The sequence below is a fragment of the Actinopolymorpha sp. B11F2 genome (genome assembly GCF_040195635.1).
Classification (GTDB): domain Bacteria; phylum Actinomycetota; class Actinomycetes; order Propionibacteriales; family Actinopolymorphaceae; genus Thermasporomyces.
This window is the reverse complement of sequence record NZ_JBEFTX010000033.1, coordinates 1-20,248: the sequence shown is the minus strand read 5'-3', so window position 1 is coordinate 20,248 and position 20,248 is coordinate 1. Positions and strand designations below refer to the sequence as shown.

At 66.7% G+C, this 20,248-nt stretch carries 19 protein-coding genes and 3 pseudogenes; 15 read left to right on the top strand and 7 right to left on the bottom strand.

Translation table 11 applies throughout. The features are described 5' to 3' along the window. Positions 1 to 395 precede the first annotated feature (395 nt). Both ABN034_RS33340 and ABN034_RS33335 read left to right on the top strand, forming a co-directional pair. Positions 396 to 992, top strand: a complete 597-nt coding sequence (locus ABN034_RS33340; protein WP_349694941.1) for a class I SAM-dependent methyltransferase — start codon at positions 396 to 398, stop codon at positions 990 to 992. Positions 993 to 1,183: 191 nt separating this feature from the next. Beyond that, positions 1,184 to 1,990, top strand: a complete 807-nt coding sequence (locus tag ABN034_RS33335) for a DUF6221 family protein (protein WP_349694940.1) — start codon at positions 1,184 to 1,186, stop codon at positions 1,988 to 1,990. 111 nt (positions 1,991 to 2,101) lie between these two features. Here ABN034_RS33335 and ABN034_RS33330 read toward each other — a convergent pair whose 3' ends face one another. Then, a complete protein-coding gene (locus tag ABN034_RS33330) occupies positions 2,102 to 2,839 on the bottom strand; it encodes a class I SAM-dependent DNA methyltransferase (protein ID WP_349694939.1) in 738 nt (245 codons plus the stop codon). Between the two features lie 819 nt (positions 2,840 to 3,658). Here ABN034_RS33330 and ABN034_RS33325 point away from each other — a divergent pair. The 6 genes from ABN034_RS33325 to ABN034_RS33300 are packed head-to-tail and all read left to right on the top strand — an operon-like array spanning position 3,659 to position 7,867. Then, positions 3,659 to 4,177, top strand: coding sequence for an alpha/beta hydrolase (locus ABN034_RS33325; protein ID WP_349694938.1), 519 nt, complete (start codon positions 3,659 to 3,661; stop codon positions 4,175 to 4,177). Continuing rightward, positions 4,171 to 4,710 carry an RNA polymerase sigma factor gene (locus ABN034_RS33320; protein ID WP_349694937.1) on the top strand — a complete coding sequence of 180 codons (540 nt, stop codon included), beginning with the start codon at positions 4,171 to 4,173 and terminating at the stop codon, positions 4,708 to 4,710. The genes ABN034_RS33325 and ABN034_RS33320 overlap by 7 nt, the downstream gene beginning before the upstream one ends. A gap of 13 nt (positions 4,711 to 4,723) precedes the next feature. Continuing rightward, positions 4,724 to 5,545: a hypothetical protein gene (locus tag ABN034_RS33315; protein ID WP_349694936.1), complete on the top strand. Its 822-nt coding sequence runs from the start codon at positions 4,724 to 4,726 to the stop codon at positions 5,543 to 5,545. Further along, positions 5,542 to 6,402 (top strand): ATP-binding cassette domain-containing protein, encoded by an 861-nt coding sequence (locus ABN034_RS33310; protein WP_349694935.1) that lies wholly within the window; start codon positions 5,542 to 5,544, stop codon positions 6,400 to 6,402. Before ABN034_RS33315 ends, ABN034_RS33310 begins: the two co-directional genes overlap by 4 nt. Continuing rightward, positions 6,399 to 7,205, top strand: a complete 807-nt coding sequence (locus ABN034_RS33305) for a hypothetical protein (RefSeq protein WP_349694934.1) — start codon at positions 6,399 to 6,401, stop codon at positions 7,203 to 7,205. The genes ABN034_RS33310 and ABN034_RS33305 overlap by 4 nt, the downstream gene beginning before the upstream one ends. Continuing rightward, positions 7,202 to 7,867 carry a hypothetical protein gene (locus tag ABN034_RS33300; protein ID WP_349694933.1) on the top strand — a complete coding sequence of 222 codons (666 nt, stop codon included), beginning with the start codon at positions 7,202 to 7,204 and terminating at the stop codon, positions 7,865 to 7,867. Before ABN034_RS33305 ends, ABN034_RS33300 begins: the two co-directional genes overlap by 4 nt. Before the next feature lie 441 nt (positions 7,868 to 8,308). Here ABN034_RS33300 and ABN034_RS33295 read toward each other — a convergent pair. Then, positions 8,309 to 8,503: pseudogene (locus tag ABN034_RS33295) on the bottom strand (transposase); the annotation flags it as partial. Between the two features lie 81 nt (positions 8,504 to 8,584). Here ABN034_RS33295 and ABN034_RS33290 point away from each other — a divergent pair. From ABN034_RS33290 to ABN034_RS33280, 4 genes and pseudogenes are all read left to right on the top strand, one after another. After that, a complete protein-coding gene (locus ABN034_RS33290; protein ID WP_349694932.1) occupies positions 8,585 to 8,746 on the top strand; it encodes a helix-turn-helix domain-containing protein in 162 nt (53 codons plus the stop codon). Next, a pseudogene (locus tag ABN034_RS33285) lies at positions 8,743 to 9,291 on the top strand (DDE-type integrase/transposase/recombinase); the annotation flags it as partial. The gene ABN034_RS33290 and the pseudogene ABN034_RS33285, both read left to right, overlap by 4 nt. Beyond that, positions 9,204 to 9,671: an integrase core domain-containing protein gene (locus ABN034_RS34770; RefSeq protein WP_502879140.1), complete on the top strand. Its 468-nt coding sequence runs from the start codon at positions 9,204 to 9,206 to the stop codon at positions 9,669 to 9,671. The pseudogene ABN034_RS33285 and the gene ABN034_RS34770, both read left to right, overlap by 88 nt. Continuing rightward, positions 9,604 to 9,792 (top strand): annotated as a pseudogene (locus tag ABN034_RS33280) (transposase); the annotation flags it as partial. The gene ABN034_RS34770 and the pseudogene ABN034_RS33280, both read left to right, overlap by 68 nt. 973 nt (positions 9,793 to 10,765) lie before the next feature. On the opposite strand, the gene ABN034_RS33270 reads toward ABN034_RS33280, so the two are convergent. Continuing rightward, positions 10,766 to 13,090 carry a DUF4838 domain-containing protein gene (locus ABN034_RS33270; protein ID WP_349694931.1) on the bottom strand — a complete coding sequence of 775 codons (2,325 nt, stop codon included), beginning with the start codon at positions 13,088 to 13,090 and terminating at the stop codon, positions 10,766 to 10,768. A 100-nt stretch (positions 13,091 to 13,190) separates the two neighbouring features. Beyond that, entirely contained in the window at positions 13,191 to 14,564 is a 1,374-nt protein-coding gene (locus ABN034_RS33265) for a hypothetical protein (RefSeq protein ID WP_349694930.1), read from the bottom strand. Between the two features lie 427 nt (positions 14,565 to 14,991). On the opposite strand from ABN034_RS33265, the gene ABN034_RS33260 reads away from it, so the two are divergent. Together ABN034_RS33260 and ABN034_RS33255 are read left to right on the top strand one after the other, a co-directional pair. Further along, entirely contained in the window at positions 14,992 to 15,528 is a 537-nt protein-coding gene (locus ABN034_RS33260) for a GDSL-type esterase/lipase family protein (protein WP_349694929.1), read from the top strand. Continuing rightward, positions 15,525 to 15,692, top strand: a complete 168-nt coding sequence (locus ABN034_RS33255) for an SGNH/GDSL hydrolase family protein (RefSeq protein ID WP_349694928.1) — start codon at positions 15,525 to 15,527, stop codon at positions 15,690 to 15,692. The genes ABN034_RS33260 and ABN034_RS33255 overlap by 4 nt, the downstream gene beginning before the upstream one ends. Before the next feature lie 795 nt (positions 15,693 to 16,487). On the opposite strand, the gene ABN034_RS33250 is transcribed toward ABN034_RS33255, so the two are convergent. From ABN034_RS33250 to ABN034_RS33240, 3 genes are all read right to left on the bottom strand, one after another. Continuing rightward, positions 16,488 to 17,405, bottom strand: a complete 918-nt coding sequence (locus ABN034_RS33250) for an NAD-dependent epimerase/dehydratase family protein (protein ID WP_349694927.1) — start codon at positions 17,403 to 17,405, stop codon at positions 16,488 to 16,490. After that, on the bottom strand, positions 17,402 to 18,367 hold the full coding sequence (locus ABN034_RS33245; RefSeq protein WP_349694926.1) for an alcohol dehydrogenase catalytic domain-containing protein: 966 nt from the start codon (positions 18,365 to 18,367) through the stop codon (positions 17,402 to 17,404). Before ABN034_RS33245 ends, ABN034_RS33250 begins: the two co-directional genes overlap by 4 nt. 426 nt (positions 18,368 to 18,793) lie before the next feature. Next, positions 18,794 to 19,807, bottom strand: a complete 1,014-nt coding sequence (locus ABN034_RS33240; RefSeq protein WP_349694925.1) for a LacI family DNA-binding transcriptional regulator — start codon at positions 19,805 to 19,807, stop codon at positions 18,794 to 18,796. 266 nt (positions 19,808 to 20,073) lie between these two features. On the opposite strand from ABN034_RS33240, the gene ABN034_RS34765 reads away from it, so the two are divergent. Continuing rightward, positions 20,074 to 20,248: twin-arginine translocation signal domain-containing protein (locus ABN034_RS34765; RefSeq protein ID WP_502878991.1), on the top strand; the 175-nt coding region annotated here is incomplete at its 3' end.

Sequence of the window (20,248 nt, the reverse complement as noted above, 5' to 3'; positions counted from 1 at the left end):
TCATCGCGAGAACTCCTTCAGAAGCACTGTGGAAGGTCTTCCAAAGGATCACGCGATGACCGCCCTACACGTCTACGACACGCCCATCACCGAGCGCCTGCCGTACACCACTTTGCTGGACGCCACTTGGATCGGGAACGACCGCGGAAAGTGTCCGCTGATGGTTCGGCGGATTCTGGCGGTGGTCGCAACACTGCTGCTTGTTGCGGTGAGGGTAGCGGACGGAAGGCAAGGAGAAGCTGGGCACTACCCGGCAGCGGTTCAGTGCCCACGGTCTGGGTCAATGCCGCCCAGGGTCTGTGAGTGGGCTGTTCGTGGCTGCACCAGTCCGCAGATCCGGGACAGGGAGGGCGGCAACTGGCCTGGACCTTGTTCACAGCGGCAACCTTGGCGGCATGTCTGCTGATCCGTGGAATGTGAACATCCACTATGACGCGAGGTTGGATGCGTACGTGCCCACCTCCGCGACGTCGGTGCTCGACGTGGGATGCGGGGATGGTTTCCTCGCCGCCAGGCTGGCAAGGCGTGTCCCCCGCGTCGTCGCGATCGACGTGGACGCCCCGGTGCTGGAGCGAGCCCAAGCGCGGTTTCCAGAGGCCAAAGTGACCTGGTGCCACGGCGACATGATGACGTATCCCTTCGCACGGGAGTCGTTCGATGCCGTCGTTTCCAACGCGACGCTGCACCACTTTCCGAACAGCAAGGATGCCCTCGCTCGCATGAGCGAGCTGGTACGTCCAGGCGGAACGCTGGCGGTAGTGGGCTTCGTACAGATGGAACGGCGGGACTGGCCATGGGCGGTCGCGTCGTGGGTGGCACGCGGGGCAACTATCCGCGTACGAGGCAACTGGGCTCATAGCGCTCCGGTGGCATGGCCGCCCCCCGAAACGTTCCGTCAATTGCGCCAAAGCGTCCACGAGGTCCTGCCCGGCGCTCGCGTCTCCCGCCAGATCCTGGGACGCCACCTGATCGCCTGGCAGGCACCGGCCTGACTATCTCCTCGAGCAAGTCAGCAGGGCGGGGCCTCAGAAAGTGGGGTCTCACAAGCCGAACCTCCCGCGTACGGATAGGGATCCCAAGCGGACACTCCCTGCCTGGAGCGAGTGCAGGCGGTACAGCTTCCGAAGCACTAGGACTTCCGGCGTGGTGTACTCGCGCTATATCGAGGCTGAGGTGGCCTGACATGGCTGGTGGGCGCGGCAAGCGGGGCGAGGAACAGCTGGCGGAGTTGAGACATCAGGCTCGGCTGGACCAGGAGGCCGAGTTGGGCGGTCTGGCGGTGTTCCTTCGCGCCCGGCTGGATGACGCCGAAGCCCGGGCGCGGGCAGGACCCCGGGTGGGGGAGCTGCGTGCGCTGCGTGAGGTCGACGCGAAACGTCGGGTGGTGGAGGTAGCCGAGGTGGTAGGGCTGGGCCAGCCTGCCGTGGTTATCGTGCTGCGTGCCCTGGCCACCGTGTACGCCGATCACCCCGACTACCAAAGGGAGTGGTTCACCGACAAGTACGACCAACTACACGGCCGGCTCAGCGGGCATTACTTCGACTGGGAGCGGCGCGACTATCAGGAAATCGACGGCCTCCACCCGCCCCACCTTTCCTGGATTCGACAGCCGGAGGTGACCCGGCGAATGCCGGACGGTCGGCTCATCATCGGCTATGACTTCGACCTGAACCCGCTCACCATCGATGAGGTCGACCGACTGGAAGAAGTGCTACTCGACCCACGGCGACAGGTAGCCCTCGACGATGTCATCGCCGCCACTGGCGGAAAGGTACGGATCTCCACGATCTTCCTCGCCATCGACACCACCCACCGCGACGACCCCGACGGGCCGCCGGTCCTGTGGCACACAGCACCCTTTGAAGAGGTGAAGTACGGACCCGAGGACTGGGTGAACAATCACGCCCGGGTCTACGCCTCCGAGCAGGCCGCTCGCGCTGGTCACGTCGAGACTGTCGACCTCGTCCGCAACGGACCGCCGAAGCACTAACGGGCGAGCATGTGCACCAGTGGATCTCTGATCCGTAAGTGATCACCGGCGACTGTCCGTTTGTGGATCCCCTGGCGGACGGACGTCGATCGGTGATGGCGCGTCCTCAGCTCAGGCGGGCTTGCGCCATACGGAGACGTGCTTGGGGCTCTCATCGGTGAACGGGTGGCTGTCCCAGTCGGCGACGCGACGCTCGAGCTCGAGGCCGGCGATTCGGGCCATCAGGTCCAGCTCGGCCGGCCAGGCGTATCGGAATCGCCCCGCGCCGCGGCGCCAGGTGCCGTCGGGCTCCTTGGTGAAGTGGTGGGAGGTGCACATCTGGTGCACCAGGTCATGGGCGTCGAACCCGAGGTGATGCTCGCTGACGTCGAACGGCGCCGCGAGCTGGCCGGGTGGCAGGCGACGCAGCGGCGGCACCCAGAGCTCGATCAGGAACCGGCCACCGGGGGCCAGATGTCGAGCGGCGTTGCAGAAGCACTCCACCTGCTCGTCCTGGGTGAGCAGGTTGGAGATCGTGTTGAAGACCAGATAGACCAACGCGAACTCGCCGGGCACGTGCGTCGTCGCCATGTCGCCGACCGTCACAGGCAACGTCTCCACGTCGACCTTGGTCCGAAGCTGGTCGACCATCGGCTGCGACAGCTCGATGCCGACCACGGGCACCCCCCGCTTCCGCAGAGGCACGCCGACCCGGCCGGTTCCGATCGCGAACTCCAGCGCCCTGCCGTCGCCGGCGAGGTCGGCCAGGAAGTCCACGGTCGGCCCGAGCACCTCAGGCGAGAACATCTCGTCGGACAGGTCGTCGTATCGCCGCGCGGTCTCCTCGTCCCAGAGCGCACTGCTAGTCACGTCGGCCGATCCTGCCCCTTCCGGTCCAGACCGCCAACCGAATTACCGCACGGCGTTCAACCTCGAGCCGGTGTGGCGGCCCGGCACAGCCTGGGCCGAGACACTGTCCGCCAGGCCCGGCGTCGGCTCAACATCGACGCCAGACTGGTCTAGATGGGTGCCGACCAGCAGCGGGTCACTAGCCCTCGTCGAGCCCGTGTTCGTTTGGGGATCGGCGGATTCTGGCGGTGGTCGCAACACGGCTGCTTGTTGCGGTGAGGGTAGCGAACGGAAGGGCTGGGTCGCCGGTTGGTGGGTGACACGCGTACCTATCTGGGGCGTGCGCTGTCAGAAAGGCTTGGGCGTCAAGGAGAAGGCCGTGGCCGCCCGATCGGGGAGGATGAGGGGAAGGTCTCGCCGTCAGGGGCGCCTTCCCGCGGGTGGAGACAATCCAGTACCGGATACGGCATGCGGACTCGCTCCTCGCCCCTGCCTCATGGGGGACATATCATGACATGTCCTCACCGATTAGAGATCCGCGCTCAGCGAGTCGAGTAGTCGTGGCGATTTGAACCGACTCCCGTGAACCGTTCGCCCCGCTCGGTGCGACGAAGAAGGCGTGGATGGGAGCTACCTCGATCGTTGGGGCCTCGTGGGTGGCACGATGGCTCGTAGCCAGCATGGTGGTCACGGTGGGTGCCTGTTCTTGGTCGTCGACCGCGGACCACGGCCCGCTGTCGGCGTCCCACGCGTGTGCCGAGAGAGAGGGCGATGTGGGATTCGGTTCCGCTGCCCGGGCCCCGTCGGGGTCGTCTGGAGGTACGGTGCGTCACGCTCACGGTGCAGGTCGATGACGCCGACCCGGGGCGCGGCTTTCTCGACGTGGCCATGATCCGTGTTCGGCCGGCGGACCAGCACGACCGGATCGGTTCACTCGTCCTCAATCCAGCGGGCGCAGGCCTGTCGGTCTGGGCTACATGGGGTGTGGGCTTCGTGGCTAGCCGCGGTGGCCTGGTCAGCCGGCAGGGGCCCGAATCGGATCGGAGCGGACCGCTCGGTGCCACAGGGGTCGAAGGTAACGACATCGAGGCGGGCCAGCAGGGCGTCGGCACGCCGCACCCGGTCCTTCCCATCCCCGAGACCATCACGGCGTCACCGGTGCTCGTGATCGCCACCGAGGCCGACCCGGCCACGTCCTACTACGGCGGTGTCGCGCTCGCACGGGCACTCGGCCCGCGCGCGAACCTGCTCACCGTTTCGGGGGGAGGCCACACGGCCCTCGAACGCTCGCCGTGCGTCGCCCAGCAGGTGACCCTGTATCTCGTCGAGGTAGGGGTACCGGGAGGTCAGGCATGCTGACGCGACCTCCGGATCCGCGGGAGGATTCCCAGCTCCTCGCGGCGATCACCGACGGCGACGGTGAGGCGTTCGCCGAGCTGTATCGGCGGCACCTGCCGTGGCTACTGCTGCGCCTCGGGCGGCGGTGTTCGTCGCCGGAGCTCGTCGATGAGGTCGTGCAGGACACGTTCGTGGCGGTCTGGAGGTCGGCTGGGCGGTGGGATCGCCGGGGCGAGGTGGCCGCGTGGATCTGGGGAATCGGCATCCGCCGTCTGGTCGACGCGCTGCGGCGTAACCGGCCGCCGGCCGGTGAGCTGACGGAGTTCGCCGGCGTCGAGACATCAGCCGAGGAGCACGTGCTGCTCGCCGTCCAGTACGGCGACGTGGGGGCGGCACTGGCGAGCCTGTCGCCGGAACTACGGGCCGTTGTGCAGGCGACCGTCCTGGATGGACTGACGACGCGGGAGGCCGCCAAGTTGCTGGGTATCCCGCCCGGCACGGTCAAGACACGGATGATGCGCGCCCGCGCTCTGTTGCGGGAGCGGCTGGCATGACCGGGAGGTTGGGATGACCGTTTGGCACCTGGATCCGGAGGCGATCCGCCGGTACGCGCAGGGAGCTGCCTCGCCGGACCTGGCCGCGTCCGCCGAGGCGCATCTGATGAAGTGCGCGGCCTGCCGGGGTGTGATCTCGTCCCATGTGGATGCCCGGCGGGCAGACATGATCTGGCACAAGGTGGTCGACCGAGTCGACGCGCCCCGGCGGAGCACGCTCGAACGGATGCTGGACCGGCTCGGCGTCGGCGAGGCGACGGCGCGTCTCGTAGCCGCGACGCCGACTCTGCGGGGGCCGTGGTTGCTGGCGGTCGCGGCTGTGCTCGCGCTCGCGGCTTGGGCGGCTCAGGTCGACGAGCGCTTCCTACTGGTGTTTCTCGTGGTCGCCCCACTCGGGCCTCTGGCGGGTGTCGCGGTCGCCTTCGCGGGCGGCCTCGATCCGACCCGGGAGATCGGGCTCGCCGCGCCGTACTCCGGGCTGCGATTGCTACTGATCCGCACGGCCGCGGTCTTGGCGGTCACTGTGCCGATCGTGGCCGCGGCTGGGCTAGCGCTACCCGGCTCGAACTGGCTGGCCGCTGGCTGGCTCCTGCCTACCGCCGGGCTCACCTGCGCCGCGCTGGCACTGACCGCCCGCATGACGCCCGTCATCGCGGTCGGCGTCGTGGCCACGACGTGGGTGCTGGTGACCGGCCCGATCGCCGTCGCCGGTCACCTCGACCTTGCCTTCGGCAGCGGCGCCCAGGTCTGCTGGCTCGCCGGGGCCATCGTCGGCGCCACCTGGCTCGCCGTCACCCGTAACACCGTCATGATCAGGCTGGGGAGAAACGCATGACCACAGTGCGCGTGCATGGCGCGACCAAGACCTTCGGTCGTACGAAGGCGCTGGACAGCGTCGACCTCGAAGCCGGGCCAGGGGTGACCGGACTGCTCGGACCGAACGGGGCGGGGAAGACAACTCTGCTCCGGATGATCGCCACCGTTCTGGCGGCGGATCGGGGCACGGTGACCCTGCTGGGCCGCGACCCGTCGCGCCCCGACGACCGTAAGCGGATCCGCGAACGCCTGGGCTACCTCCCCCAGGATGCTGGTTTCCATCGGGGGTTCACGGTCTTCGAGTTCATCGACTACGTGGCGATCCTGAAGGAGATGACCGGCCGGCGGGCCCGCCATGACGAAGTTCGCCGGGTCATCGAGCTGACTGGGCTGGCGTCCGTCAGCGCGAAGCGGATCCGAGCCCTTTCCGGCGGAATGCGCCGGCGGGTCGGGTTGGCCCAGGCCATGCTGGGAGATCCCGACCTGCTCGTCCTCGACGAGCCGACGGTCGGCCTCGATCCCGAGCAGCGGCTGCGGTTCCGGGAGATGATCTCTCATGCCGGCGAGGGGCGCACGGTCGTCATGTCCAGTCATCAGACCGAGGACATCACCGCCCTGTGCACCAGGATCGCCGTGATCCACCGGGGCCGAACTCGATTCACCGGTAGTCCCACCGAGCTGACCGCGCACGCCGCGGGTCGCGTGTGGACGGGCACGGAACGGTCGCCTGCCGCGCTCGCGGCATGGCGCACCGGTGACGGCACCTACCGCAACGTCGGCGACCCACCCGAGGGCGCCGATCTGGTTCCACCCACGCTGGAGGACGCGTACCTCCTGCTCATGGGCGAACCCGGGTTGGAGGTCAGCCACTCATGACCGCTGTGGACACTGCCACCCCGCGTACGCCTGTCTCCGGCAGCTTGGCGCCTTTGATCGGCGGGGAGGCGAGCCGCCTCGCCCGGCATCCCGTGCTGTGGCTGGTACCCGTCGTCGTCATCGTGACCAGTGCTCTCGACTCGGCCAGCGGCGGCCGGAACGCCGGCTACTGGTACGACACCATCTTCGTCGCCGTCGCGTTCTTCGGGCCTATCTTCGTTCTCTTCGCGGCGAACCTGGTCGCCAGCGGTGCCCGCCGCGGCCGGGCCGAGGAGATGCTGAAAGTCACGCCGACCACGGAAACGCGTCGGGCCTGGGCGATGAGTCTGGGCGTCTCGCTCCCACTGGCCGGAGCCGGCGCGATCGGGGCGGGTGCCATGGCCCTCATCGACAGCCTCAACAACATTCCGGCCGAGGAGCTGCAGACCGCCGGCGAGCTCGCCCAGCTTCCGTTCATCCTCCCCGGCGCCGGACTGCTCGGCGTCCTCGCCGCCCGCTGGCTGCCCTTCGCGGGCGGCGTAGTGATCGTGTTCATCGCCGCGACCTTGGGCGGTCTCGTCCTGTTCGGGCGGTTCGACACCGGCACCTGGTGGATGTGGTGGTCGACGGGGTGGGCCGTCGAGGGCCAGCCGCCGCCGGTGCCGGGCGAGCCCTGGCTGCATGTCGCGTACCTGGCCGGGCTCTGCACCTGCGCCACCATCGCCGCCGTCTACCGCGATCGCACCCAGTGGCCGCGGCTGGCGATCCTCGGTGGACCGATCCTGGCCGCCACTCTCGTCATCGGCTGGCTCCAGCTGCCATGACACGGTCGGTTGCGTGGGAGCTCGTCCTCAGCGGCCAACTGGTACGCAGCCTGCGCCTGGCACCGTTCGCGATCGGCGTCGCCACCATGGCGGCGTTCCTCGCGGCCGGCGGCGGTGACACGCACGACGTCATCGGAGACCTGCGCGTGCTGGGCCTGTTGCTGGCGTTGGGGTGCGGGTACGTGCTCGACGATGGCGCGGCGGTCACCCTGCAGGCCAGTCCGTACAGTCTGGCCCGCCGCCTCTGGCTGCGCATCGCCTGTGCCGCAGCCGTCGTCGGCCCCGTGTGGACGGCCTTGCTCGCCTGGTTCCTCCCCTCGGCACCAGCCGGCGATCGGTGGGCGCTCGTCCTTGGCCTCACGGTCGAGCTCGCCGCCGCACTCACCGTCATCTGGGCCGTGGCCGCTTGGGGCCGTCGCCACGGATTCGAGCACCCCGGCATCATTACCACTCCCGCGTTCCTGGCGTCGCTGTTGCTAGCTACGTCGATCCCACAGGCGCCCATGCTGGTCGGCGCCGGGGCAGAATGGACCCCAGCGCACCTGCGCTGGTTGGGCATCCTGATCGGCGCGACCTGCGTACTAGTGGCCGAAATGCGCGACCCGGCTGCACGCTGGCCCTCTCCGAACCACCACCCAAGCCGAGAGCGGCAACGCGCATGACTCCAACGGCTCCGCAGGAAAGGACCCGCCGCCGGCGGCTACGTCCCGAGTCGATCTGGGTACGGTAGCTGCTCTCGTCCTCGCGACGGTGGTCAGCGCCGTAGCGGCCGCCGTCCCCCTCGGGCATGCGGCCGCGCAGTAGTAAAACGGGCCCACGACGAGCGAGCGACCCACGACGAGCGAGCGACCCACGACGAGCGAGCGATCCACGACCGCCGACGGAACGATCAAGCTGCGAAGACGCCCTAACCCTGGCGTGCACCACTACGCCCGACCCTGGCTGCACCTGCGGAACCGGCAGCGCCGCTTGAGACCCTCGTCCCTGAGCCGTCTATCGAACCATCGGTGCCTTCGCCTTCGGTTCACGACGAACCTCGATTCGGGCCCCCTATGATCGGCTGGCTATCGGGCGGCCACTCCCGTGTGGCGCACCATCCCCCGTTATGCCTGCAGCAGCGGGCCGATCAGTTCGTCGGGCTTGGCGTAGTCGTGCCTCTTACGGGGCCGGTCGTTCAGTTCGACCGCGACCCAGTCCAGGTCCGCCTGGCTGTGCACGGAAAGGTCAGTCCCCTTGGGAAAGTACTGGCGTAGCGGGCCGTTGGTGTTCTCGTTCGTGCCGCGCTGCCACGGCTTGTTGTTGTGTTTCTACTGATCGCTGACAGTCTTGTCGCGGGACATCGCTGACACCGACAGTCGCCAGGTTGTATCCCTTTGGCCATGGCGCAGACGGGTGTATCGATGGAAGCGAAGCTGCTCGCGGTCTTCTCTAGCGGGGTGCCGCTGAACGTGACTGCGTTGTGCCGGGAGCTCGATATCTCCCGCCAGACCCTCTACAAGTATCGACGCCGGTTCGAGTCGAAGGGCCTGCCGGGCTGGTGAAGCGGTCGCGGCGGCCGCACTCATCGCCACGGCAGGTCTCGGCCGAGACTGATGAGGCGATCGTCCGGCTCCGCAAGGAACTGCGGGTCGACTGTGGGGCGCAGAGCATCGCCTACCAGTTGGGGCGTCGCGGACAGGCTGTTCCCTCGGTCGCAACGATTCACCGAGTGTTAGTGCGGCGGGGCATGGTTACCCCGCAGCCGCACAAGCGCCCGAAGGTTGCCTGGCAGCGGTTCGAGTGGCCCCGACCGAACGACGCGTGGCAGATCGACGCCACTAGCTGGGCACTTTCGGACGGCCAGACGGTCTGGATCATGGATGTCCTCGACGACCACTCTCGTGCGCTCGTCGCGGCCCGCGTCGACACCGGTCCGACAGCAAGAGTTGCCTGGGAAGCGTTCACCACAGCCGTGCTGGAGTGGGGAATGCCGGCGCACGTCATGAACGACAACGGCAGTTGCTTCACCGGCCGACTGGCCAAGCACGGCGCCGCCGACTTCGAGAGGATGCTGCGGTCCCTGGGCATCAAACAGATCTGCTCACGGCCCGGGCACCCACAGACCTGCGGCAAGCTCGAACGCTCGCATCAGACGACGAAAGCGGGTGGCTGCGGCTTCAACCCCCAGCACGCACGATCAACGAGCTGCAGGAACAGCTCGACCGATGGCGCGGGCACTACAACCGGGCGCGACCCCACAAGGCACTGGCCGGGCAAACCCCCTACGAGAGGTGGGCCGCAAGCCCGCCAGCCACGCCGGGCGCGGCCATCGCCGGTCCGGTCAGGGCAAGCGTTCACAGCGTCCACAAGGCCGGCCACATCGGCTGGAGCGACTACGTCGTCGGGATCGACAGCCAAGCCGTGGCAGCGGGGCACCAACGAGAACACCAACGGCCTGCTACGCAAGTATTTTCCCAAGGGAACTGACCTTTCCGTGCACAGCCAGGCCGACCTGGACTGGGTCGCCGCCGAACTGAACGACCGGCCCCGCAAAAGACAGGACTGCGCCAAGCCCGACGAACTCATCGGCCCGCTGCTACAGACATAACGGTGGGATGGTGCACCGGGAGTGGCCGCCCGATAGCCAGCCGATCGAAAGGGGCAAGGGCTTGCAGTCAAGGGTGGGGCGCAGCCCATCGCGCCAGCGACGCCGCAAGGCGCCTTGACGGCGAGACCTTCCCCTCATCCTCCCCGATCGGGCGGCCACGGCCTCCTCCTTGCCAAACCGTCAACCCCCCTGCCGGCACACCCCCCAGATACCTACCGTCCGCTACCCTCACCGCAACAAGCAGCCGTGTTGCGACCACCGCCAGAATCCGCCGAACCATCAGCGGACACGCGCGCGCGAGCCCCGGCGGTCTGAGGTGCTTGACCACCCGTTTTCGATCGAGACGACGCCTTGTTCAATGACCTTGGAAATTCTCCTCGCTTATCGGAAGGTTTGTGACGAGCACCGACGCCAGTTCGCTGACCACCCAGGACCTCGAGTTCCTCCGACGCCCCTTGTACGGGTTCCTGTACGTAGCCGCGGGGCCGCTCCCGCCACAGCCCCGGTGTGGTTCGAGGCCACTGCCGAGGGCACGATCCAACTGTTCACGGCCCCGGACTCGCTCAAAGTGCGGCGCCTACGCCGCGACCCACGCGCCTCGATCGTCGTCGCCGCCCCAGTGGGTGAACGCGAGCGCTGGCTGTCGGTCGCCGGCCGCACCACGGACCGCAGCCACGATCACCCCATCATCCTCGTCAAACTCGACATGCTCGATCACCGTCTTATCGACCCCAAGCAGCCGAGCCCATACCCTAGCGCTACGCACGCCGTTTCTCCGTTCTGCGGATTCCAGCCTTGGACAGCCAGAAACCAAACGGAGAAACGGCGTGCACCATCACGCCACCATCACCCCACCCACACAAGGGGCAGGAGAGCCGCAAATGACCAGAGCCTCCACGAGACCCAGTACGGTTCATAAGTTCGGTCTAGCGACGTTCGGGGTTTGAAGGTCGGTTGCGACGCGTCGAGGTGATCACACCCTGATCGCGTAGATTCGATCGACGCACACGTGGTTAACCGCACGGTTCCCCGGCGGCGCGACATACGCGTATGTGGTGGAGTCCGGGGCCGCCTGGTATGTGCCGGGGAAGGCGATCTCGTGGTACTCGCCGTCGGCCACGTCGCCGACCGGTACGCTCGTCGACTCGTGGGGCCAGACCCCGAGGGTGAGCGCAGTGGCGGCAGGGTCGGCATCCCCAGTGTCCGCCCGCACCGCGAGATAGAGCCTCCACCGTCCGTCGGCCGGCAGGATGTCGAGCGGCACCTGGACCGCCCAGTCCACGCGGTCGCCGGGCATCTGGATGGTGTACCCGTTCGATGCGTCGCCGTCCTCCGCGACGGTCACCGCCGGGGCATAGAGCACGAAGACATCCTCTTGGTAATCGACCCAGTCGGAGTCCGGAAGCCCTTCGACCGCGTCTGGCGGCACGGACGGGCTGCCTGCGGCCGCCGCGACAGCACGGAACACCGGCACCAGCTGTTGCGGGTCGCCGCCTCCCTCGTCGAGCTGGGTCAGCCCCGCGGCTAGGAGTTCGGCCTCGAACCGGCGTGTCCGGGCCTCGGCGTCCGGGTTCCATTCAATGCCGTCCCTTTCCGCAGCGAGCCGAAAGTAGCCGCTGCGCGACAGGAGCAGGAGGTCGACACCGAGCCGGATCGCCTGAACGTGGCGCAGCAGGGTGGCGTCGTCCCGGACAGCGAACTCAGCCTGGCCGAACAGCTCGTCCGCTCGTGCCAGGGTGCGGATGTTGAGGTAGGGGGCGTCGTCCGGGGTGACGGCGCCGAGCATGGTGGACGTCTCCGCAACTGCATCCCGCATGAGCTGCATGTAGGTGTATATCGGTCCCGCCGCGGCACCGTAGTACCCGGCGAGGAACTCCCGGATCAGGGCGTCGGGATCGAGTGACGGGTCCCAGAGCAGCCGGCTGATCACCCACACCCGCAGCTGGGTGAACTCCGCACCGGAGGCGTTCCAAGCGCTCTGACCGAAATAGCCCTGCACACTCGGCACCTCGGCCAGCGACCGAATGCTTTCGCCCATTGCCCACCAGTCGGGGAAAGGCTGAGTGTACGCCCTGAAGGTGCATAGGTAGTTCCACAGCACGATGTGGCGGGAGATCTCGCCCCACCGCTGGATGCTGTGACCGATCTCGCGGTTCGTCTCGCTGAACAGCGACTGACTGAAGTCGGCGTGAATCGGGGCGATCGTCATGACCACGTTGTCGTTCACGCGCAGACCCGTCGGAGGGGTGAAGCTCCACCAGTAGCCCTGGGTCGACAGCCGGGCGTCCGGGATCTGTTCCTGCACTCGGACGACCACTTCGTTGACCATGTCGATGACCGGCGCGGACAGGGCGCCGCCGTGCGCGTCCGCGAACGCCTGGCTCTCGGGATCGGGAGTCCAGCCCTGATCGTTCTGGTAGAACGACGTGGAGGTGTCCTGCCCGGCGGCGATCCGGCCCTTGATGATGTCCACGAGGGCGGTGGTCGCCGCCTCGCGGGTGTCGGGATCCATGCAGGTGATCTGCCCGCCATACCAGTGCGACGGATCGGTCACCACCTCGTGAAACGGGTACTCGACCTCCTCTGGCCAGTAGGTCGACCAGGTGTCGATACCGGCGGATCGCGGCACCGTCCAGTACTGGTCCCGCAGCCCGTTGAGCATGTTGTGCTGCCTGTACGCAGCGTCGTTCGCGTCGCCCGCCAGCACGGTGCGGAAGCGGAACCGCGGCACACGGTCTGCGTCCAGGCGGCTCCGCGGGACGGAGAGGTCCGGTGTGCGGGGCACCGTCGTGAAGTCCGGGGCGAACCAACGGACACCGAGCAGACGGTCCAGCACCCAGTAGGCGCCGTATAGAGTTCCCCGGGAGTGACCGCCGGCGATGACCACGCTCTGGCCGACGACTCGGAGCGCGAATCCATCGTCGGACAGCGCGTCGTAGTCGACGTCGGCGTTCCCCGCGATCGGGTTGTGCCGGCCGACCACGAGCAGATCACGATACGACGGCGGCCGGTCGGCCACGATGACCGAAAACGTCGCCGAGGTGATCGACTTCAGGTATGTCGCGAGTTCGTGCGCGGCATGGCGAACGACGGCGTCCTCGCCGGCGCCGAGGTAGATCCGATACGTCGTCCGTCCCTCGCGAGCGAGCCGTATCGCGGGTGCCGCACCAGTCGCGTGCGCGTGGCGAGGGACAAAGCCCGTCGCTCCGGCCGTGAGAACTGCACCGGCCTGCAGGACTTTTCGCCGGGGCAGCGTCCCCGGCTCGACGATGTCGTTCTCCATGAGGTCGTCCGACACGCGCGATCCCTCCTGTTGAGTTCCTGGCCATGGATGCTGTACCCAACGAAAGTGACGAGTCCCTCGGCGTCGCCCACAATTGCTGTTGTCGTCGACGGCGCTAACGCACGGCTCCTTGGTCGTCATGGAGCCGGTAGAGCCTGCTGGCACCGGCTGCGATGTGTACTGAGAGTTCTCCTGCTTCGGCAGGATTGTCTACGTGGACAGGTGTGAAGAGATCGAGCGAGGGATTGAACTCGAATACGGCGTCGACTCGTCGATCGAGTGTCAGCGTCGTCGTCGCGGCGGCGTCGAAGGCACGGTTCACGACGAGGAGCCATCGCTGGAGCGGCCGTAGCGGATCGCGGAAGCGGCCAAGGATGACCGCGCCTCCAGATGCTGAGGTGACCCAGTCGTCGCCGTGGAATACCTCCACACTCATCGGTGGCTCCGCTTCACCGAAGTGTGTGACAGACTCCGAGGTCAATGGCAACAGCTGCCTGCCGACCGGCTGTAGGTGATCGTTGTTGACGCGCTGGGCCGCGTAGTACAGCGGGGTGAGGCGACCGTCGACGGTCACCAACGCTTCGTAGAAGCCGTCTAGGGGCGGAGTCCAGTAGGTGAAGTACTGGATTCCCTTACAGCCGTAGGCCAGGCTCACATTGATCTGCCACAACAGCTCCGCCTCGGTAGGCAGGCGGTAACCGTAGTGACTGCACGCGAGAATGAAAACCCACGTCGGTAGGCCGGACTGAAGGGCCTGGCGGCGGACGAGCACCCAGTTGTGGAAGTAGTCTCCGCGAATGGCCGGACTTGGTCCCAGAAGCGGATAGTGATCGAACGAAATGAAGTCGGGATGCGCCTCCGTGACGTACCGGTCCAGGTGCTCCTCGTAGGTCGGCGTACCGAGCTGGTCGGAGTTGGCGTAGGTCGGGAAGAGGTTCACATAACCCAACACGCTCGGATCGAACTCACGCAGCACGTCGTTGACGGCACCGATCTGACGGAAGAGACTGGCGTGGGGCTCGTCGCGGATGTCGAAGCCCGCGAACGCCGGGAATTGGTCGTACTCGCGTAACGTCGTTGAGATGATGTCACGCCATTGCTCTGGCGGAGAGTTCTGGATATGGCCGATCCGTCGGTCGAACACCAGCGCCTGGAGGCCGTTCGCCGCGGCGGCGTTCAGCATCGGGGCATTGTCAACTGTCGTTGTCTCACCGGGCTGGCAGAATCCCCCGCATCCGTCGATCCCGATCACGAACGTGAAGCCGGCGTCGGCGATCTCCGCGTAGCGCGCGTTCGTCGTCTCCTCCGGCGGAGGGGCCACCCACAACCCGATCGGATATTTGCCGTTGTCCAGTATCTCTGGCTGCACCCGTGGAGCCCCCTCGGACCCGAGCGCGGGTGTCTCCATCAACCCGTCCCACAGAGCTGACGTCGCCAGCACACCACCAAGCCCGGCTCCCAGCCGGAGCACGTCACGCCGACCGCGCATGTGGCCCCTCGCCACTTTCGCAGCCGCCATCTCATCTTTTCGCTGTCGGAGCGGGGGCGATGGCTGTTCAGGTCTTTCATAGATGCTCATATGAACTCCCCAGTCTGGCCGAACTGTGCGGAACCACGGCGCCTACATCTCGGTGACGTCCGACTGAAATGACCACTTACCGTCTCAGCCGGGCCGCCGGACTCGGTTGTTCAGCAGCCGTTCCTTGAACTCGATGCGATGAAGGGAACCGAGGCGAATGCGGCAGGTTGTTTGAGCGCTCCAATCGCAATAGCCGTTGATCGTAGGTCGAGCTGTGACACCTGTCAACGTCCGCCAAGCCAGCCTGGTGTCGCGCGGCCTTTACTGACCCAGGCTGACCGTCGCGACATGAAGCGGGCGAGTCGACGCCGTCTGGCCCGGTTGGACTGGTGCACATATGCAGGTGGACCTCGTCGGTTTCAGTAGGGCTCCCACCACTGTCGACGTCACCGGCGGTGACGCCAGTGGAACCGTCGCCGTGCTTGGGGACTCGATCACAGACGCTGCCGGCACTGACGTCGACAAGGACACCCGATGGACCGATGTCCTGGCAAGACGGGTACACGAACGTCCGGCCGGTAGGCGCCTTACGGTGGTCAACGCGGCGATCGGTGGGGGTACGCTGAATGGCTTCGGCAACAGCCTCGTGGCCGACAACGGGTTGCTGCGGCTCGAACGTGACGTGTTGAGTCAATCTGGTGTGTCGGACGTGATCGTCTTCGAGGGCACGACCGACATTCTCCTCGGCAGCACGAGTGACCAGGTCATCTATGCGATGACGAGGCCGCCCAGCGTATCCATGACGCCGGCAAGCGCGCCATCATCGCCCACATCGTTCCCAGAGTCACCGGTGACTATTGGACGGCCGAAATGGAGGTGCAGCCCCATAAGGTCAATAACTGGATCTCCAGTCAGACGGTATTCGACAGCGTGATCTACTTCGCGTCAGTTCTCGCCGATCCCGCGAACCCGGACAAGATCCGAGCCGACTATGCTTCCGACCGGACTCACCCGACTATGGCCGGCGCGTTGGCGATGGGCAACAGCATCGACCTGTCCGCGTTCGACGCACCGGTCCGCCCGGGGACAGACCGGTAGAACATCCTTTATGGCTTCGAGCACGGAGTGCAAGGCTGGGAGCCCGTCGCCAACGTCGAGTCCGTCACGACCGTACGTTCCCCAATCAACCGAAGTGGGCAATGGCCGGGGCGGCATCACTACAGGCACAATGTCGTCGATTAGCGTCACCGAGGGCAGGTCGGTGGGTACCACCCTCGCGAGTCCGGCGGACCTGTCCGGTGCCACCGCCGTGCACGCCTGGGTCAACGGCTACGGCGGATCGCCCCGGACCCGTCGGCGGATATGCGGTCGACATCACGGTATTCAGCGGCTCGGAGTCCATCACGGTAACCAACCAGGAGTTTCAACCTGCCAGTGGAACAGAGTGTCGGTGGACATCTCCACGTGGCCGTTGCGCGATTCCGTCACTGGCACCCAGATTACCTGCCACGGACGACAAGCACCTGAACCGGCACGCGGTTCCGTGGGCCCTGCGCTGGAGGTTTTGACGATCCGGACCACGCAGCGCTGGTCGGGTTGACGCTCACCTGCCTCGCACGGCCATCGAGATCGACCGGCTGTTTGTCGAACCGCTCAAGCACCGACTCGCATAACCGGGCGCCACCCAAGGTGGTGCGCCGGACCGGCGCCTCGCCAAGCAGGTCCTGCATCCACGATCTCATCGCCCATCCAGCATCGTAGGGCTGGTCATGTCGTCCACTGCCCCTGTCGCCCACCGCAACACCGCCCGTAGGCAGCTGGTCGCACTCTCGGAGGATGGACCCGGCCCAGAGTCGAGGATCGGCGGATGAGGCCGCCGAGGTAGCGCTTCACTCAGGTGCTGTCGCGGCTAGCGGTGTCGAGGGAGAAGCGTGGCTCGTAGCCAAGGAACGTCCTGGCCCTCGCGATGGAGAGCAGGCCGGCGCGCCCAGGCAGGGGTTCGCGCAGGTGCGGAAGCAGTTCCTGCCGGTGTTGGGCGACGATCTCCAAGGTCGGTTCGGGTGCCCGCGTGTCCGCCGCTGCGAGGGTGATGGGTAAGTGGATCACCGTGTCGGCCAGTGCCGCCTTGGTGATGCCCTGGGTGACGTCGAGGACGTGTACCCATTGGAAGAGGTCGTCGGCCCACTCCGTCGTCGGTGGAAGTCCAGCATCGAGTGTCGCGTTGTAGGTCGACTCCGGCCAGACGCCGGCGAAACGCAGGTTGACAGCCTCGATGCCGAACGCCCGGTCGAAGGTCGCGCCGAGCAGTTCGGTGGTTGCCTTGCTCATGCTGTAGGGGTCTTCCGGGGTGATGGGTTCGTCCTCGGTGAGCGGCAGAGAGCGGCGCTGTGGCGGTTGACCACTGACCCGCCAGAAGAACGTCCCGAACGCGTTGATGCTCGAAGCGTTGACGATCCGCCGTACGCCGACCGTCCGGGCCTGGTCGAACACGTGGAAGGTCCCGACGATGTTCGTCATCACCGTTGCCTTGGCGTTCTCCCACTCACCCGTCGGGCGGCCGGCGAGATGGATCACCACGTCGACACCGGCGAAAGCGCTCCGGAGTCCTTGTTCGTCGAGGATGTCGGCCTGGTGGTACGGCCAGGTGGGCGACAGCGGCACTCGTCTGCGTCCTCCCGGCGCCGTGGGATCGAAGATCGTCGCATCCTCGGGGGCGACATTGTCGAGGAGGACGAGATCGTGGTCGGTTTCGAGGGCAGTCGTGACGTATCGGCCGAGCCACCCGGCGGCGCCGGTGATCGCGATCCTCATGCGGCCCACGTCCAGTCGACCGCCGCGGCGACAGGTTCGAGCCGGCCCGCGGAAACGCGGCGCATCAACCGGGCCGCGTCGTCAGGACTCCCGGCGACCGTGCCGAGGAGTTGTTCCGACGGCATCGCGCCATCGCGCATGAGACCGAGGGTGGCCTCGACCCGAGTGCTCGTGATCCCGGAGACGAAGTGAACGGTGAGCTCGCGCTGCTGCAGGACGGCCATGTCTCCCCACGCCGTCACGCCGTCTGGCGAGTGTCCGCTGTAGACGACCTGGCCGGTACGACGCGGAAGCGACGGAATGTACATGTCGAAGGCCTCGGCGTTCTGGACGGTGTCGATGACGGCGGACGGTTCGAACCTCGCGACGGTCGCTTCGACGTCTGTCGCCCTCGCGTCCACCGTCGCGAACCCTGCCTCGTGGAGCGTGTCCAGGCGCGACCGGTGCCGGCCCGCCACCAGCACGTCGAACCCGCGGGCACGACACGCGAACGCCGCGGATGCCCCGATCACTCCGTCGCCCACCACGAGGACATGGGCGCCGGCATCCAGCAGGAGACGGGACGCCGCGTTATAGCCCACCTGGGCGACCACCACGAACGCCGACCGCTCCGCGGGAATGCCTTCGGCGTCGTAGACGTCCGCCGCTTCGGAGATCGACCGCGAAGAGTGTCCGCCCCAGGCCGATCCCACCTCGACGTAGCCGAGACCGCTCGTCGCCACGACCCGCTGCCCGGTCCGAAACCCGACGACGTCGGATCCGACCTCCTCCACGACTCCGACCCGTTGGTAGCCAGGAACAGCCGGGAAGGTGATGTCGGCCCAGCCGAAGGTGCCGCGCATGACCCACTTGTCGGTACCCGTACTGACCCCCGACATCAGAGTTCGTACGAGCAACTGCCCCGGACCCACGCGCGCCAGGTCGAGCGTCGCGCACTCGATGTCACCGGGTCGCCGACACACGACAGCATCACAACTCGGCAATGCTCCTCCAGCTTTCGGTTCTGACCGGCCCCAGGCGCGGCCCCTTCATCGATCTTCCTACTGAGCATCGGCTAATGGGAGCAGGAATTAACCACTGACAGCTGTTCCCAAACGTTGGGCGGGACCGCGAGATCGACCGTTTGGAATCTGCGTGCGGACATCCCGCGGTTGGCCTCAGCGGTGACAATGCGTTCTCGTGGCGGTGTCCATGTGGTTAATCAGACGTCTCGGTCTCGCCCCACGGTTCGGCATCTGATGACGCAACTCCCGCTTGACACACCTTCACGCTGGTGCCGGCTCACACCGATACCGAACTCCATCAGTCGATGGAGCGCTCCAACGGACTTCAAGGTAGGGTCAGGCCTTCCCTGTGTCAAGCAGCCGTCAGGACCTCGGCCCGGCCGCTTATGGCCTTGCCGTGGATTCGCGGACGATCAGTTCCGGGACGAACCGCACGTTGCGGTGGGTGTGGGTTTCCTCGTGAATCTCGCTGAGCAACAGCTCGGCGGCGGTGCGGCCCATCTCGTACATCGGCTGACGTATCGAGGTGATCGGTGTGCCCACCAGGGTCGTCAACTCGATGTCGTCGTAGCCGACGACCGCGACGTCATCAGGAACGCTCACCCCAGATGAGGTGAGGCCACGTATCATCCCAACCGCCAACAGGTCATTGCCGCAGAGGATGCCGGTGGGTAGGCGACGTGTCGCACGGTTGCTGAGCAACGTCCTGGCCGCCTCTTCGCCGCAGGCGATCGTGTCGGCTGGCACGGTGACGGCCTGAACTGCCGGTCGCCTCTGCTTGCCGGACGCAGCCAGGGCGGATCGCATACCGTTGAGCCGATCGGAGTGCCGCTGGCCCCGGCGTGGGCCTCCCACGAAGGCCAGCCGATGGTGACCCAGGCTGAGCAGATGCTGGGTCGCGGCTATCCCACCGCGGACGTCATCGACAGCGACTGAGCACTCGTTGGCTCCACCCTCATGGTCCAAGAGCACCGCCGCGACACCTCGCTCTCGCACCTGCCGGAGGTCGTCTGCGCCCGATGCCGTCGGGATCAGCAGTATCCCCGACACCTGCTGGGCGAGCAGAAGTCGCAGCGAGGCACGCTGGCGCTCATCGTCGTCGCGGGTGCTCGTCAAGGTAAGGACGTAGTTCTCCCTGGTAGCGACGTCCTCGACGCCGCGCGCGATCTCCGCGAAGAACGGATGGCCCACATCATGCATGACAAGGCCGATACTGCGGCTACGCAGTCCGCCGAGCATCCGGGCAGGCTGGCTCGCAATGAAATCGAGCTCATGCATCGCCTCCAGCACACGAGTCCTGGTCGCCTCCAGGACAACCTCCGGGCGGTTGAGAACGTTGCTCACGGTCCCACGGGACACCCCTGCCCGCCGTGCGACATCCTCGATAGTCACAGCCATACGACCTCCCGAATCTCATAGTCGGCTGACGGCGAACTCTCCCGGGTATGCGTGTCGGAACCGTTGACACCGCCTCATGGCAATCATAGAGTCCGGGCACCTTGGAGCGCTCCAGAAGGCCAGGCCATAGGGCGTCCGCTCGGGTGCTTGATGAGACCGGTGTTACAGGCAGCCGCACCGATCTCCCGCATGCGCCAGGCCCGGGTCGGCTACGGCCCGGACGGGCTACCGGATCGAGGGGTGTCGTGAGCGGAGAGGAGTCAGATATGTCCTTTGATCTGAGTAGGCGGGATGTGCTCCGTGCCGGTGGTGCCGTGGTGGCGGTGGCCGTGACCGCCGGCTGTGACGTGCTCTCTACCCAGCCCAAGAACTCGGGCGACGGTGGCGGTAGCAGCGGTGGGCCGAAACCGAAGGAGGCACCGATGCTTGCCGAGCTGGTCA

What these genes read in the sequence shown, in the direction of transcription:
- ABN034_RS33310 (WP_349694935.1), top strand. Translation starts at nt 5,542, where the DNA reads ATGACCACAGTGCGCGTGCATGGCGCGACCAAGACCTTCGGTCGTACG.
- ABN034_RS33340 (WP_349694941.1), top strand. Translation starts at nt 396, where the DNA reads ATGTCTGCTGATCCGTGGAATGTGAACATCCACTATGACGCGAGGTTG.
- ABN034_RS33240 (WP_349694925.1), bottom strand. Translation starts at nt 19,807, where the DNA reads ATGGCTGTGACTATCGAGGATGTCGCACGGCGGGCAGGGGTGTCCCGT.
- ABN034_RS33265 (WP_349694930.1), bottom strand. Translation starts at nt 14,564, where the DNA reads ATGCGCGGTCGGCGTGACGTGCTCCGGCTGGGAGCCGGGCTTGGTGGT.
- ABN034_RS33315 (WP_349694936.1), top strand. Translation starts at nt 4,724, where the DNA reads ATGACCGTTTGGCACCTGGATCCGGAGGCGATCCGCCGGTACGCGCAG.
- ABN034_RS33250 (WP_349694927.1), bottom strand. Translation starts at nt 17,405, where the DNA reads ATGAGGATCGCGATCACCGGCGCCGCCGGGTGGCTCGGCCGATACGTC.
- ABN034_RS33320 (WP_349694937.1), top strand. Translation starts at nt 4,171, where the DNA reads ATGCTGACGCGACCTCCGGATCCGCGGGAGGATTCCCAGCTCCTCGCG.
- ABN034_RS33300 (WP_349694933.1), top strand. Translation starts at nt 7,202, where the DNA reads ATGACACGGTCGGTTGCGTGGGAGCTCGTCCTCAGCGGCCAACTGGTA.
- ABN034_RS33305 (WP_349694934.1), top strand. Translation starts at nt 6,399, where the DNA reads ATGACCGCTGTGGACACTGCCACCCCGCGTACGCCTGTCTCCGGCAGC.
- ABN034_RS33260 (WP_349694929.1), top strand. Translation starts at nt 14,992, where the DNA reads ATGCAGGTGGACCTCGTCGGTTTCAGTAGGGCTCCCACCACTGTCGAC.
- ABN034_RS33335 (WP_349694940.1), top strand. Translation starts at nt 1,184, where the DNA reads ATGGCTGGTGGGCGCGGCAAGCGGGGCGAGGAACAGCTGGCGGAGTTG.
- ABN034_RS33290 (WP_349694932.1), top strand. Translation starts at nt 8,585, where the DNA reads ATGGCGCAGACGGGTGTATCGATGGAAGCGAAGCTGCTCGCGGTCTTC.